This window comes from Pseudoxanthomonas sacheonensis, from assembly GCF_010093305.1.
GTDB classification, from domain to species: Bacteria; Pseudomonadota; Gammaproteobacteria; order Xanthomonadales; family Xanthomonadaceae; genus Pseudoxanthomonas_A; species Pseudoxanthomonas_A sacheonensis.
On the sequence record NZ_PDWS01000003.1, the window covers coordinates 203,414 to 217,269 of the forward strand.

Below are 13,856 nucleotides of genomic sequence, written 5' to 3' on the forward strand. Positions count from 1 at the left end.
TCGCAATGCCTGACAAGCCCATCGCAACCCCCCGATTTCCTTACAAATCGGACAGGCTCAAGCCCTTGCGGGCGTTCTGCCAGACGGTACGCCTGGGGTCGGTTTCGCGCGCTTCGGAGGCTTTGTATGTGAGCCAGCCGGCCATCACCCTGCAGCTGCAGGCGCTGGAGCGCGAGTTGGGGGTAGGCCTGTTCGAACGCAGCGGCAGGCGCCTGACCCCCACCCGCGAAGGCCAGCTGCTGTACGAACTGGCCCAGCCGCTGGTCGAAAGCCTGGACGGGCTGGGCAGCAGCTTCCGCGAAAAAGTCCGCGGGCTGGATGCCGGCGAACTCAACATCGCCGCCAACAGCTCCACCATCCTCTATCTGCTGCCCAAGATCGTGGAGCACTTCCGCAGCCAGCATCCGGAAGTGCGCCTGACCCTGCACAACGCGGTAAGCGCCGACGGCACCGACCTGCTGCGGTCCGATGCGGTGGATCTGGCGGTGGGTTCGATGCTGGATATACCGCAGGATCTCAGCTACGAGCCCGTATACCGTTTCGAGCCCCTGCTGATCGCACCGCCGGATCATCCGCTGATCAAGCAGCGCACGCTGAAGCTGGAGGATCTGTCGCCCTACGGATTGATCCTGCCGCCGAAAAGACTGGTGACCTACCGTCTGGTCGACCTGGTGTTCCAGCAGAACCGCGTGCCCTACACGGTGGCGCTGGAAGTGGGCGGCTGGGAGGTGATCAAGCAGTACGTGGCCATGGGCATGGGCATTTCCATCATCACCTCGATCTGCCTGACCGACGCCGACCGCGACCGCCTGGCCGCGCGGTCGCTAAGCCAGTGGTTCCCCGCCCGCAGCTATGGCGTGGTGGTGCGCAAGGGCAAGTACCTGTCGCCACAGGCCCGGGCGTTCATCGAGCTGATCCAGCCTGACCTGTTCACCCGTAGCAGCTACGACGACACCGGTCATTCGGAACGTTAGAAGAATCGGTGCGACAAAAAGCCAACGCCTGGAATCGGCGATCAACGTTGACAGACACAGGCGTCGCTTTTGCCCCCTTTGGAAAAGGGGGCTACGGGGGATTTGCTCTTGATCTTGCTTTGGCCGGCAACCATGCCGGCAAGACCAACAACGTTATTGGTTCTCTGCTGTCGCCTGCCCGATCCACAGCCTGTTTCCGTCGGGATCGTCGAAGCGGAACTCGGTCATACCGTAGAACGAAGTCTCCAGGTCGGGAACGGCCAAGCCGTTGTCGCGAAGCTGTTGGTGGTACTGCTTGATGTCGTCCGGATACAAGTAGAGAACAGACGTGCGCGGACTCTGCGGATGGACGTTGATCGACTGATCCACCATCAGCCGGCATTCGTCGAAACACAGCATCGCCCAGCGCCAGCTATCGTTCCTGTTTTCAACGCTGAAACCGAGCTTTCGATAGAACTCGACGCTCGCGGGCATGCTTCTTACCGGGAGCATCGGGATGAGACGGGTCATCTTCATGGGAATCTCACAAAGTCGGTATATAGCGCCTGAACCAAGCCGGTCTTCGAAACGGTTTCGGCTCGAATGACTGCCAGAAGCAATTCAGTAATCGCACTTCAGGTCTCCCTCGATGACGCTGGAGCCGATGCTGAGGATGGCGCGACCGCCCACTGCATTGAGGTTGAATGAAGGCGGCAGGGCAAGGTTCTTCGGGTTGCGGAACTCCAGGCTGACCTTCCTCGCCTTTTGACTGAAATGCTTGAGCGAGTAATCCGCAGGATCGAGCGTAACCGGCTTGCCGGACCCGAATGTCGTTGAGCTGAAGACGATGACCGGGTCCGCATCCCCATAACCGATAAACTCCAACTCGTAATAGCGGGACGCTTCGCCGGCCGAGAATGTGCAAGCGGTTTGCGAGGCGAGAGCAGGCTGATTCACGAGGGCCAGCAATGTTGCGGCGGAAGCGAGCTTGCGGATCATGGGCCGGACTCCTTGATTGAACCGCGCCGGAAAGCGCAGTGTAGGGCGGGCACTGCCCGCCAGCTTTACCGTGGCGCGGAAACGAGGCGGGCAATGCCCGCCCTACGCCGGGTCTTCTGCAGCGGTAAGCATCAGTCGGCCCATCATTACCCATTGCCGCCCCACTGCTGAGCCGATCCGGGCCGCCAAGCGGCCTCGGTTTGGAGGAATCGTCCGCCCTCATTCCATGGGCTGGCGGATGATGGTTTTCCACTTGGCCGGATCGGCGCGGCGGATGTCGCTCAGATACACCTCATGGTGCTTTCCGGCAAGCGCCGAGCGCGCGCCGATGAAATCATGGACCCGCTGGATGGTCGGACCCTCTTCACTGAAGGGGCCGATGTGGAGTATCTGGGCGCAGGACCCCTCGGCGAACTTCTCCAGCCTGAGCGAATCGATCGCGGCAAGCGCTTTCTTTCGCTTCACTTCCGCAATGGCCGCCCGGATCACCGCCTCTTCCAGGAAATCAGGCTGCATGATCATCATCGTCCATTTCCACTTCGACTTGTCGTTGGCGGCGAAAGAGGACATGTCGTCCGACCACCAGAGCCCTTCGAGAGGCATGACGGCGTAGTCGATGCCGTGCGCTCCTTTCTTCATCATGAACTTCGCCGCGTACGAGACGGAGAACAGGGCTTCCACCGCCTCGGCGTACTTCTGCGATGTGTTGGGGTCGCCTTCGCCGTCGATCATGAGGAACCGGAAAGTTGGCACGTCCACCTGGACCACTTCCTTTGCGGAGGGCTGGTAGAGATGCTTCAGTTCTTTCTTGAGATCGATTTTCTGCACTAGCGGTCCCGAAGATGGCCGACGCCTGGATTGCACCGGCCCGTAGCGGATCGGTCGCGGCAAAGAGTACAACCGAAACCCGGTTTTCTGGGCGCAACCAAGATACCCGCTCGGCCCGAAACGAATCGCCGGTCGAAAGGACGCAGGCCCGCAACGCAGGCATTCACAAGCCACTTCCCCCGCCAATGCAATGATCGAAGCCCTGTTGGTTCGAGGCGACGGTTCGATATGCCCAGTGCTTGGCGGATCTTCGGTCGTTGGCTGCGTTTGCGCAGACGCATCCGGCGCTGGCAGCCCACCGTCTTGCAGAAGCCGCTGCTGGCCGAGGAACCCTTGCGGTCCCAGCTGCTCAGCGCCGAACAGATGGAGCGGCATGGCAGAGCGCTGGCGCGCGAACATCGCGTGCACCTTCTCCCGCAGCCCGACCAGCTGCTGTCGCGGCTGAAAGAGAACGAAGGCCTGCTGGACGACGCCAATTCCCTGCTCACCAAGATGGTGCAGGACGAAGTGCGCATCACTCCCGCCGGCGAGTGGCTGCTGGACAACTACTATCTGATCGAAGAACAGATACGCACCGCAAGGCGGCATCTTCCCAAAGGCTACAGCCGGGAACTGCCGTCCCTGAGCAAGGGCCCTTCCGCCGGACTGCCGCGCGTCTACGACCTAGCGATGGAAGCCATCGCCCATGGCGACGGCCGTATCGACGCCGAGACCCTGAGCCTGTTCGTGGCGGCCTACCAATCGGTGGTGCCGTTGAAGATGGGCGAATTGTGGGCCATACCCATCATGCTGCGGCTGGCGCTGATAGAGAACCTGCGGCGCATGGCGGTGCGGGTGATGCGCGACGGCATAGACCATCGCCTGGCGGCCGACTGGGCGGGCCTGCTCAACGATACGGCCGACAACTCGCCCAAGAACGTGGTGCTGGTGGTGGCCGACATGGCGCGCTCCAGTCCGCCGCTGTCGGGCGCTTTCGTGGCGGAACTGATCCGCGGCATCCATGGACGCAGCGCAGCGCTGGCCATGCCGATGAACTGGACCGAGCAATGGGCGGCCGACAGCGGCCACAGCATCGAAGCGCTGGTGCACGCCGAGAGCCAGCAGCAGGCCTCGGACCAGGTGTCGATAAGCAACAGCATCGGCAGCCTGCGTTTTCTGGCCAACATGGACTGGCGCGAGTTCGTCGAAACCATGAGCCTGGTCGACAAGACCCTGCGCGAGGATCCCGCAGGCACCTACGCGTCCATGGATTTCAGCACCCGCGACGCTTACCGGCATATGGTGGAAAAGGCGGCGCGGCTCAGCGGCGCCGACGAAATGGAAGTGGCGCGCAGCGTGCTGGCATTGGCGCAGGCGCACGCCGGCACGCGCGACATCCGCGCGCATGTGGGCTACTACCTGATCGACGACGGCGTCGCGCAGATGCGTGCGGCGGTAGCCGCGCTGGAGACCGCGCGCAAGCCGGTGCGCCTGCGTCCGCGCAGGATCCCGCTGTCCCTGTACCTGACGCCTATCGTCGCCATCGCCCTGGCCTTTACCTGGATCCTGGTGACCGAGGCCAGCGCGGGCCGCTTCGGCTGGGTCTGGCTGAGCCTGTTCGGCGCGCTGGGCGTCATCGCCTTCAGCGAACTGGGCATCGCCCTGGTCAACTGGGCGGCAACGGTGCTGGTGGCGCCGCAACCGCTGCCGCGCATGGACTATTCCCATGGCCTGCCCGCCGATGCGCGCACGCTGGTGGTGGTGCCCAGCATGATCGGCAGCGTCCAGGGCATCGATGCGCTGGTCGAAGGACTGGAAGTGCGTTTCCTGGCCAACCGCGACGCCCACCTGCATTTCGGCCTGCTGACCGATTTTCTGGATGCCGATCAGCAGATCCTGCCTGGCGACCAGCCGTTGCTGGACCACGCGGCGCATCAAGTGGAACGCCTCAACGCGCGCTACGCGCCGGAGAGCAACGACCTGTTCTTCCTCTTTCACCGTCCCCGCCAATGGAATCCGCGCGAGAAAACGTGGATGGGCTACGAGCGGAAGCGCGGCAAGCTGGCGGCGCTGAACCGTCTGCTGCGCAGCGGCGCCGGCGATCGGTTCCTCAAGATCGCCGGCAATACCGCCGTGCTGAGCAACGTGCGCTACGTCATCACTCTGGACACCGACACCCGCCTGCCGCGCGATGCCGCGCGCGAGTTCGTCGCCACCCTGGCCCATCCGCTCAACCATGCGCGCTTCGACGAGAAGAAACGCCGGGTCACGCGCGGCTACGGCATCCTGCAGCCCAGCGTGGGCAGCAGCATGAGCGGACGCATCAATTCGCGCTACGCGCGCATGTACGGCAGCGAACCGGGCATCGATCCTTACACGCGCACGGTGTCGGACGTGTACCAGGATCTGTTCGGCGAAGGCTCGTTCGTCGGCAAGGGCATCTACGACGTGGACGCGTTCGAGCATGCGCTGGAGAACCGCTTCCCCGCCAACAGCATCCTCAGCCACGACCTGCTGGAAGGCTGCTACGCCCGGGCCGGGCTGGTCAGCGACGTGCGCCTGTTCGAAGACTATCCGGCGCGCTACGCCGCCGATGTGAAGCGCCGTTACCGCTGGATCCGCGGCGACTGGCAGCTGCTGCCCTGGCTGCTGCCGTGGGTACCGCGCCACGGGGGCGGATTCGAACGCAATCCCCTGTCGGGCCTGTCGCGCGGCAAATTGCTGGACAACCTGCGGCGCAGCCTGGTGCCCGCAGCGGCGACCGCATTGCTGGTCCTGGGCTGGACCCTGGTGCCGCGGACTTTGGCCTGGACCTTGTGGGTGCTGTGTCTTCTGCTGTTGCCCATCCTGGTGCCGACGCTGCGCGACTTGTTCGTCAAACCGGTGGACATGGCGCTGGAAACGCATCTGCTGCAGGTGCTGAAATCCTGCGCACGGCAGCTCGCGCGCGCGGTGGTGAATCTGGCCTGCCTGCCTTACGAAGCCTTCTTCAGTCTGGGCGCGGTCGTGCGCACGCTGTGGCGGATGGCGGTCAGCCGCCGGCATCTGCTGCAGTGGAATCCTTCCAGCGAAGTCGAGCGCAGCCTGGGCAGCGGTTTCGGCGCGGAACTGCGCGGCATGTGGTTCGCGCCGGCGTTCGCCATCGCCGTCGCGGCGCTGCTGGCCCAATCCAATCCAATGGCGCTGTGGGTGGCCGCGCCGATCCTGGCCCTGTGGCTGTCTTCGCCCGCACTGATGGCATGGATGGGCAGGGCGCCCAAGCGGAAATTCGCCGAGCTGTCGCATTCGCAGCTGGCCTTCCTGGGCCGCCTGTCGCGCCGCACCTGGGCCTTCTTCGAGACCTGGATCCGTGAGGAAGACCATTGGCTGCCGCCCGACAATATCCAGGAACATCCCGCCCTGGTGGTCGCGCGGCGCACTTCCCCCACCAACATGGGCCTGTCGCTGCTGGCCAATCTGTCGGCCTTCGACTTCGGCTATCTGCAGGCGGGCGGATTGATGGAGCGGACCCAGCGCGCGCTGGCCACCATGGAAATGCTGCCGCGCCATCGCGGGCATTTCTACAACTGGTACGACACCGAAACGCTGCAGCCCCTGCCGCCTCGCTACGTCTCCACCGTGGACAGCGGCAACCTGGCCGGGCACCTGCTGACCTTGCGCCAGGGTTTGCTGGCGCTGCTGGATGCGCCCATCCTGGCCCGCTCCACCTTCAGCGGTCTGGCCGACACCTTCGGCGTGCTGGAGGAAGTGCGGCTGGCGGCGGGTTTCGGCGGCGATGCGCTGGACCCGGCGGTGGAAGCGTTCCGCGAACAACTGGAGGCCGCGTGTACGTGGCTGCCGCTGTCGCTGCCTGGCGCCGAACGCACGCTGGCGTCGCTGGCGGATCAGGCCGCGGCGATCCTGGCGGCCTGGCCGGTGCCCGTGGCGACGGAATTCGACGCCGAACCGCACTGGCCGACCTTGCTGGCCAACGCGTGCCGGTCCGCGCACGAGGAACTGTTGTTCTTCGCACCCTTGCTCTCTTCCTCCGACAAGGAGATGGGCCAAGCGCCGGCCGCGGCGACCGCCGGGCCTATTCCCACTTTGCGCGAATTGAGTTCGCAGACCCACAATGCCCAGGCGCAGGACCGCGCACGCGCGCGCATCCGCGAGCTGGAACGGCTGGCGCATCTGGCCGGCCAGTACTCGCTGATGGAATACGGCTTCCTGTACGACCGCGGCCGCCATCTGCTGTCCATCGGCTACAACGCCGACGAACGGCGCCTGGATCCGGGCCACTACGACCTGCTGGCTTCGGAAGCCAGGCTGTGCAGTTTCGTGGCCATCGCCCAGGGCAAGCTGCCGCAGGAAACCTGGTTCGCGTTGGGACGGCTGCTGACCGAAGTGGACGGGGACGCCACGCTGCTGTCGTGGAGCGGCTCGATGTTCGAATACCTGATGCCGCAGCTGGTGATGCCCAGCTATCCGGACACTCTGCTGGACCAGACCTCCAGGCACGCGGTCGATGCGCAGATCCATTTCGGCGCGCGGCGCAACGTGCCCTGGGGCATTTCCGAATCCGGCTACAACACCGTCGATGCGCGCATGAACTACCAGTACCGCGCCTTCGGCGTGCCGGGCCTGGGCCTGAAGCGCGGGCTGGGGCAGGACCTGGTGATCGCGCCCTACGCCACCATGATGGCGCTGATGGTGGCGCCGGAGGCGGCGTGCCAGAACCTGCAGCGTCTCACCGAGCTCGGTTTCAGCGGGCGCTACGGCATGTACGAGGCCATCGACTACACGCCCAGCCGGGTTCCCCGCGGACAGGACCATGCGTTGGTTCGTTCGTTCATGGCCCACCATCAGGGCATGGGTTTCCTGGCCCTGGACTACCTGCTGCACGACCAGCCCATGCAGAAGCGCTTCATGGCCGACGCGGAATTCCAGGCGACCTTGCTGCTGCTGCAGGAACGCATTCCGCGCATCGGCGTATTCCACCCGCACGAAGCCGAAGCCACCGGCGTACGCAGCGCACCGGCCGCCACGGAAACCCAATTGCGCGTGTTCCGCGATCCCAACACCGCCAGGCCTGCGGTGCAGATGCTGTCCAACGGCCGCTACCACAGCCTGTTGACCGGCGCCGGCGGCGGCTACAGCCGCCTGCGCGACATGGCGGTGACGCGCTGGCGCGAAGACGGCACCCGCGACCACTGGGGCAGCTTCTGTTATCTGCGCGATGTCTACAGCGGCGAGTTCTGGTCGGCGGCCTACCAGCCGACCTGCGTACCGGTGGATCAGTACGAGGCGATATTCTCCGATGCCAAGGCCGAGTTCCGCGGGCGCAAGCGCGGATACGACTCGCATCTCGAAATCGCGATCTCGGCCGAAGACGACATCGAACTGCGCCGCCTCACCGTCTGCAACCGCTCGCGACGCGCGCGCACCATCGAAATAACCACCTATGCCGAAGTGGTGCTGGCGCCATCGATCTCCGATGAACTGCACCCGGCTTTCAGCAACCTGTTCGTGCAGACGCGGATCGTGCGCGACAAACAGGCGCTGCTGTGCACGCGCCGGCCGCGCGCGCACGACGAAGTGCCGCCATGGATGCTGCACCTGGTGGCGGTGCACGACGCCGATATCGACAGCATTTCCTACGAAACCGACCGCGCGCGCTTCCTGGGCCGCGGCAATACCCCGCGCAACCCGCAGGCCTTGTCATCGCTGGAGGCCTTGTCCGATTCCGAAGGATCGGTGCTGGACCCCATCGTCGCCATCCGCTGCCGGATCACACTGGCGCCCGACCAGACCGCCATCGTCGACATGGTCACCGGCGTCGGCGCCGACCGCCAGGCGTGTTCGGCGCTGATCGACAAGTACCGCGACCGCCGCCTGGCCGATCGCGTGTTCGACCTGGCGTGGACGCACAGCCAAGTGGTGCGCCGGCAGATCAACGCCTCGCAAGCGGACGCGCAGCTGTACGAGCGTCTGGCCGGATTGATGGTGTACGCGCATCCGTTCCTGCGCGCGGACGGCGCGGTGCTGATGCAGAACCGCCGTGGGCAATCGGGCTTGTGGGGACATTCCATTTCCGGCGACCTGCCCATCGTGCTGGTGCAGATCGCCGATGCGGCCAACATAGAACTGGTCCGGCAGATGGTGCAGGCGCATGCCTACTGGCGCTTGAAGGGCCTGAACGTGGATCTGGTGATCTGGAACGAGGACCAGGCCGGCTATCGGCAACAGCTGCAGGAGCAGATCCTGGGCCTGGTTTCGGCCGGCCCGGAAGGCAGCGTGCTGGATCGGCCGGGCGGCATCTTCGTACGGCCCGCGCAGCAGATTTCGCAGGAAGACCGCATCCTGTTGCAGACCGTGTCGCGCGTGATCGTCAGCGACCAGCGCGGCACGCTGGCCGCGCAGGTCGGCCGCCATATGGCACCGGAACGCAATATCCCGCTGTTGTTCGCCGACGGCGCGCCGCCGTTGCCGGACGCGCCAGCCGACGAAGCGTCCCTGTCCGGCCTGCCACCCGCGGGCGCGTCGGGCGACGACGATCCGTGGCCGTTCGAAGCGGTGGCCCGGGAATTCCTGTTCGACAACGGCACCGGCGCTTTCTCCGCCGATGGCCGCGAATACGTGATCACCTTGCACGAAGGCGCCGCCACGCCCGCGCCCTGGTCCAATGTGATGGCCAACGCCAGGCTGGGCACGGTGGTCAGCGAAAGCGCGCCCGGCTACACCTGGTTCGAGAACGCGCACGAGTTCCGGCTGACGCCCTGGAACAACGACCCGATCGCCGATACCGGCGGCGAAGCCTTTTATCTGCGCGATGAAGAGACCGGACGGGTATGGTCGCCGATGCCCTTGCCCCGCCGCGGCATCGGTGCCTACCGGACCCGCCACGGTTTCGGCTACAGCGTGTACGAACACATGGAAGACGGCATCGCCAGCGAATTGTGGGTGTACGTGGCGCTGGAAGACGCGGTGAAATTCTCGGTGCTTAAACTGCGCAACCTTTCCGGGCGCGCGCGCAAGCTGTCGGCGACCGGTTACGTGGAATGGATCCTGGGCGATATCCGGGTCAAATCGCAGATGCACGTGATCAGCGAACTGGACAGCGCCAGCAACGTGCTGACCGCGCGCAATCCCTACAACACCGAATTCGCCGGACGGGTTGCGTTCTTCGACGTGGACGGCCCCGCGTCCGACGGCGTGCGCGGCCGCAGCTTCACCGCCGACCGCACCGAATTCCTGGGCCGCAACGGCAGCCTCGGCGATCCGGCGGCGATGCTGCGCGAGAAGCTCTCCGGCAAGCTGGGAGTGGGCTTGGATCCCTGCGCCGCGCTGCAGGTGCCGATCCGCCTGGCCGCCGACGAGACCCACGAAACCGTATTCCGCCTGGGCATCGGCAGCGACTACCGCAACGCCATCCAGCTGGCGCAGCGCTGCAAAGGCCCGGGCGCCGCGCACGACGCGCTGGACAGCGTGCGCATCCATTGGCTGGACACGTTGAATGCGCTGCGCGTGAAGACGCCCGACCCCAGCGTCGACGCGCTCGCCAACGGCTGGCTGATGTACCAGACCCTGGCCTGCCGGTACGTCGCCCGCAGCGGCTATTACCAGTCCGGCGGCGCGTTCGGCTTCCGCGACCAGTTGCAGGACACCATGGCCACAGTGCACGCCAAGCCCGCGCTGACCCGCGAGCACCTGTTGCTCAGCGCCGCCCACCAGTTCCCGCAAGGCGATGCGATGCACTGGTGGCATCCGCCGCAGGGCCGCGGCGTGCGCACGCGCTGCTCCGACGATTACCTGTGGCTGCCGCTGGCCGCATGCCGCTACCTGCAGGTCACCGGCGATGCGAGCGTGTTCGACGAACGCGTGCACTTCATCGAAGGGCGGTTGGTGAACGCGGACGAAGAGTCGTACTACGACCTGCCGTCGCGTTCGGGCATCCAGCAATCTTTCTACGACCACTGCGCGCTGGCGCTCAAGCGCGGCACCGAATTGATGGGCGAACGCGGCCTGCCTTTGATCGGCACCGGCGACTGGAACGACGGCATGAACCGGGTCGGCGAAGCGGGCAAGGGCGAGAGCGTGTGGCTGGGCTTCTTCCTGTACGAGGTGCTGGTGCGCTTCGGCGACGTGGCGCTGGCGCGCGGCGACGAAGCCTTCGCGACTTTCTGCGCGGAATCGGCAAGCCGTCTGCGGACGAACCTGGAAGCGCACGCCTGGGACGGCGACTGGTACCGGCGCGCCTGGTTCGACGACGGCACGCCGCTGGGATCGGCGCAGAGCGACGAGTGCCGCATCGATTCCATTTCGCAAAGCTGGTCGGTGCTGTCCGGCGCCGCCGATCCGGTGCGCGCGCGGCAAGCGATGGCGTCGCTGGACCGCCACTTGGTGAAGCGCGATGCGGGATTGATCCAGCTGCTCGATCCGCCGTTCGACAAGACCCCGCACGACCCCGGCTATATCCGCGGCTATGTGCCCGGCGTACGCGAGAACGGCGGCCAGTACACGCACGCGGCGGTGTGGTCGGCGATGGCGTTCGCGCATCTGGGGGACCGCGAAAAAGCCTGGGAACTGACGGGCATGATCAACCCCATCCACCATGCCGCAGATGCGCAAGCCAGCGCGATCTACAAAGTCGAGCCGTACGTGCTTGCCGCCGATGTCTACGGCGTGGCGCCCCACGTCGGCCGCGGCGGCTGGACCTGGTACACCGGTTCGGCCGGCTGGATGTACCGGCTGTTGACCGAATCGCTGCTCGGCCTGCACCGCGAAGGCGATCATCTGTCGTTGAAGCCTTGCATTCCCGCCGACTGGAACGAATACAAGTTGCACTACCGGTACGGCGGCAGCCTGTATCTGATCGACATCAGACAGATCGACGGCGGCGCGGCGACGTTGAGCGTGGACGGCTTCGACCAGAAAGGCTTGCGCTTCCAGCTGGTGGACGACGAATCCATCCATCACGTGGAGGCGACCTGGCCGCGGCCGCCATCGCAATGAACCGCATGCCGGACGCGCGCGACCGATTGGACGCGGAGTTGGAGAATCTGGAGCGCATGCTGCCGCTCTGGCGCGAAAAACTGCGCCACGAGGCGCAGTTCTGGCCGCAGTTCGATGTTCTTGCGCAGGAAATCCTGGCGCGCGCCGATCCGCAGGACCGCCAGTACGCGCAACTCCGCATAGACGCGATGTTAACGAAACACGTAGCTAAAAGACTTGGCGCATAACGCATGATCCGACCGCGAGTTGGGGAAACGCATTGAATGGCGCATCGGGTCCGCGTAAATATTTACGTCAGGAACGATGTCCGGAACGTCCGATTGCCGGCGTTTGATCGGATAACACCGGACAATGGAGCGGACACGTGGACAAATGCGGAGCATCGGGTGCGACAGGCGATCACCGGCGGCAGCAACGCGCACTGCGCCTGATTTTCGAACAGCGCGGCGACGAAATGAAGCTCGTCTCCACCCAGCGATTGAACATGGTCGTGCCGCCTCCGCAAGCGCTGGTGCCCAAGCGCGACACCCGCGGTTCGTGGTTCGAACTGCGCGACCGCCAAGACCGACCGGTCTACCGCCGCACCATCGACAACCCACAGCAAGGCATGGAAGTGGTGGCCGACGGACCGGGAGATGCCTTACGAAGGATCGACGACGACAAGGGCGTTCGCGCTTTCTTCGTGATCGTGCCGGACATCGCCGGCGCCCGCAAGTTCGTGGTGCACGCGGAACCGCGACGGACGAGCCGCGACGATGCGGCCAAGATGGCGGCCACCGCCGCCACCCACGAATTCGATCTTTCCGACATTGACAAAGGAGCGCAGTGACATGGGCGTTGCAGACGGCACAGTGATCGGCGCGGTCAAGATCGTCGACAACGGCGACCCCGCCGAACGTTTCAACCTGGTGCTGGTCGCCGAAGGCTATCGCCAAAGCGAATTGGGCAAGTTCGCCGAGGACGCCCAGCATTTCGCCAACGGTCTGTTCGGCATCGCGCCGTTCGACGAGCATCGCTGCGCCATCAACATCTGGCGCCTTGACGTGGCTTCCGACGAAAGCGGCGCCGACGATCCCGCCGGCTGCGGCGGCACCGGCGCCACGCCGGATACTTATTTCGATGCGCGCTTCTGCAACGGCGGCATCAGGCGGGCGTTGGTGTGCGACAGCTCATTGGTGTTGAGCACCGTGGCCGCCCACGTTCCGCAATTCCATTCGGCGCAGGTGATCGTCAATTCGGACGTATACGGCGGAACCGGCGGCAGTGTCGGCGTCAGTTCGACGGCGACCAAGAACTCGCTGGGCAACGACATCGACTGGCGCGAGATCATCATCCACGAAATGGGGCATTCGATCTTCGGCCTGGCCGACGAGTATTTCTACTACGCCGGTTGCGGCATAGACGGCCCATCGCAGAACCAGCACAGCGGCTTGGAGCCTTCGCAGCCCAACGTCACGATCTCGCCGACCGCCACCGGCAAGTGGGACGACCTGATCAACGTTTCCACATTGCCGACCCAATCCAATCCCAACTGCAGCCAATGTCCGCCGGACCTGGTTCCCGAACCGCCCAATTTCGTCGTGGGCACCTACGAAGGCGCCCATTACGCGCATTGCGGCGCCTACCGGCCTTCCTACAACTGCAAGATGCGCGTGCTGGGCGAGCCTTTCTGCGCGGTCTGCCAGCGCGAGATCCACGAATTCCTGACCCCGTTCGATCCCGATTTCTGCTTCAAGTTCGACAGGCTGGACCTGTCGCGCTGGGTCGCGGTGGCGACGATACTGTTCGGAGTGATCCAGGATGGCGGCGGCGTCATCATCGTCGGGGGCAAGCCCATTCCCATCGATCCATGGGGACCCTTGCGCCACAGCCTGTGGGCGGCGATGGCAAATCCGCACGATGCCTCGCCCGCCATGCGCGACACCATCGTCGGCCTGGCCATGGACCATCTGTCTTCGCTGGTGTCCTCGGACGCGCATCGCAAGCAGCTGCAGACGCAGACGCGGGCGCTGCTCGACGAGGCGGCCGCAGAGCTTCCGGCTTACGTGATCCGTTGATGGCCGGGCAACGGCGGCCTCCGCTGTAGCGCACCTCCAATCCGCCTTA

The 13,856-nt window shown here is 65.0% G+C and carries 8 protein-coding genes; 5 read left to right on the forward strand and 3 right to left on the reverse strand.

Annotated elements, in window-relative coordinates:
- Window positions 1-5 precede the first annotated feature (5 nt).
- On the forward strand, window positions 6-974 hold the full coding sequence (locus CSC73_RS04645; protein WP_163839235.1) for a LysR family transcriptional regulator: 969 nt from the start codon (window positions 6-8) through the stop codon (window positions 972-974).
- Between the two features lie 153 nt (window positions 975-1,127).
- Here CSC73_RS04645 and CSC73_RS04650 read toward each other — a convergent pair whose 3' ends face one another.
- The 3 genes from CSC73_RS04650 to CSC73_RS18440 form a co-directional block, all read right to left on the reverse strand.
- Window positions 1,128-1,490 (reverse strand): VOC family protein, encoded by a 363-nt coding sequence (locus CSC73_RS04650; RefSeq protein ID WP_163839236.1) that lies wholly within the window; start codon window positions 1,488-1,490, stop codon window positions 1,128-1,130.
- A gap of 84 nt (window positions 1,491-1,574) precedes the next feature.
- The gene (locus CSC73_RS04655) at window positions 1,575-1,952 is read right to left on the reverse strand and encodes a hypothetical protein (RefSeq protein WP_163839237.1); all 378 of its coding nucleotides are present in this window, start codon (window positions 1,950-1,952) and stop codon (window positions 1,575-1,577) included.
- A gap of 219 nt (window positions 1,953-2,171) precedes the next feature.
- A complete protein-coding gene (locus CSC73_RS18440; RefSeq protein WP_246197342.1) occupies window positions 2,172-3,179 on the reverse strand; it encodes a GyrI-like domain-containing protein in 1,008 nt (335 codons plus the stop codon).
- Here CSC73_RS18440 and CSC73_RS04665 point away from each other — a divergent pair.
- The 4 genes from CSC73_RS04665 to CSC73_RS04680 all read left to right on the forward strand — a co-directional run bounded on the left by CSC73_RS04665 (window position 3,144) and on the right by CSC73_RS04680 (window position 13,807).
- Window positions 3,144-11,750, forward strand: coding sequence for a glycoside hydrolase family 94 protein (locus tag CSC73_RS04665; protein WP_163839356.1), 8,607 nt, complete (start codon window positions 3,144-3,146; stop codon window positions 11,748-11,750). The two genes, CSC73_RS18440 and CSC73_RS04665, sit on opposite strands and share 36 nt — an antisense overlap.
- Window positions 11,747-11,977 (forward strand): hypothetical protein, encoded by a 231-nt coding sequence (locus CSC73_RS04670; RefSeq protein ID WP_246197344.1) that lies wholly within the window; start codon window positions 11,747-11,749, stop codon window positions 11,975-11,977. The genes CSC73_RS04665 and CSC73_RS04670 overlap by 4 nt, the downstream gene beginning before the upstream one ends.
- 137 nt (window positions 11,978-12,114) lie before the next feature.
- Window positions 12,115-12,579, forward strand: coding sequence for a hypothetical protein (locus CSC73_RS04675; protein WP_163839238.1), 465 nt, complete (start codon window positions 12,115-12,117; stop codon window positions 12,577-12,579).
- Window position 12,580: 1 nt separating this feature from the next.
- Window positions 12,581-13,807 (forward strand): M64 family metallopeptidase, encoded by a 1,227-nt coding sequence (locus CSC73_RS04680; RefSeq protein ID WP_163839239.1) that lies wholly within the window; start codon window positions 12,581-12,583, stop codon window positions 13,805-13,807.
- Window positions 13,808-13,856 lie beyond the last annotated feature (49 nt).

Bases quoted from the DNA above. Each gene is read 5' to 3' on its own strand.
- CSC73_RS04645 (WP_163839235.1), top strand. From the start codon at position 6: ATGCCTGACAAGCCCATCGCAACCCCCCGATTTCCTTACAAATCGGAC.
- CSC73_RS04650 (WP_163839236.1), bottom strand. From the start codon at position 1,490: ATGAAGATGACCCGTCTCATCCCGATGCTCCCGGTAAGAAGCATGCCC.
- CSC73_RS04655 (WP_163839237.1), bottom strand. From the start codon at position 1,952: ATGATCCGCAAGCTCGCTTCCGCCGCAACATTGCTGGCCCTCGTGAAT.
- CSC73_RS04665 (WP_163839356.1), top strand. From the start codon at position 3,144: ATGGAGCGGCATGGCAGAGCGCTGGCGCGCGAACATCGCGTGCACCTT.
- CSC73_RS18440 (WP_246197342.1), bottom strand. From the start codon at position 3,179: ATGTTCGCGCGCCAGCGCTCTGCCATGCCGCTCCATCTGTTCGGCGCT.
- CSC73_RS04670 (WP_246197344.1), top strand. From the start codon at position 11,747: ATGAACCGCATGCCGGACGCGCGCGACCGATTGGACGCGGAGTTGGAG.
- CSC73_RS04680 (WP_163839239.1), top strand. From the start codon at position 12,581: ATGGGCGTTGCAGACGGCACAGTGATCGGCGCGGTCAAGATCGTCGAC.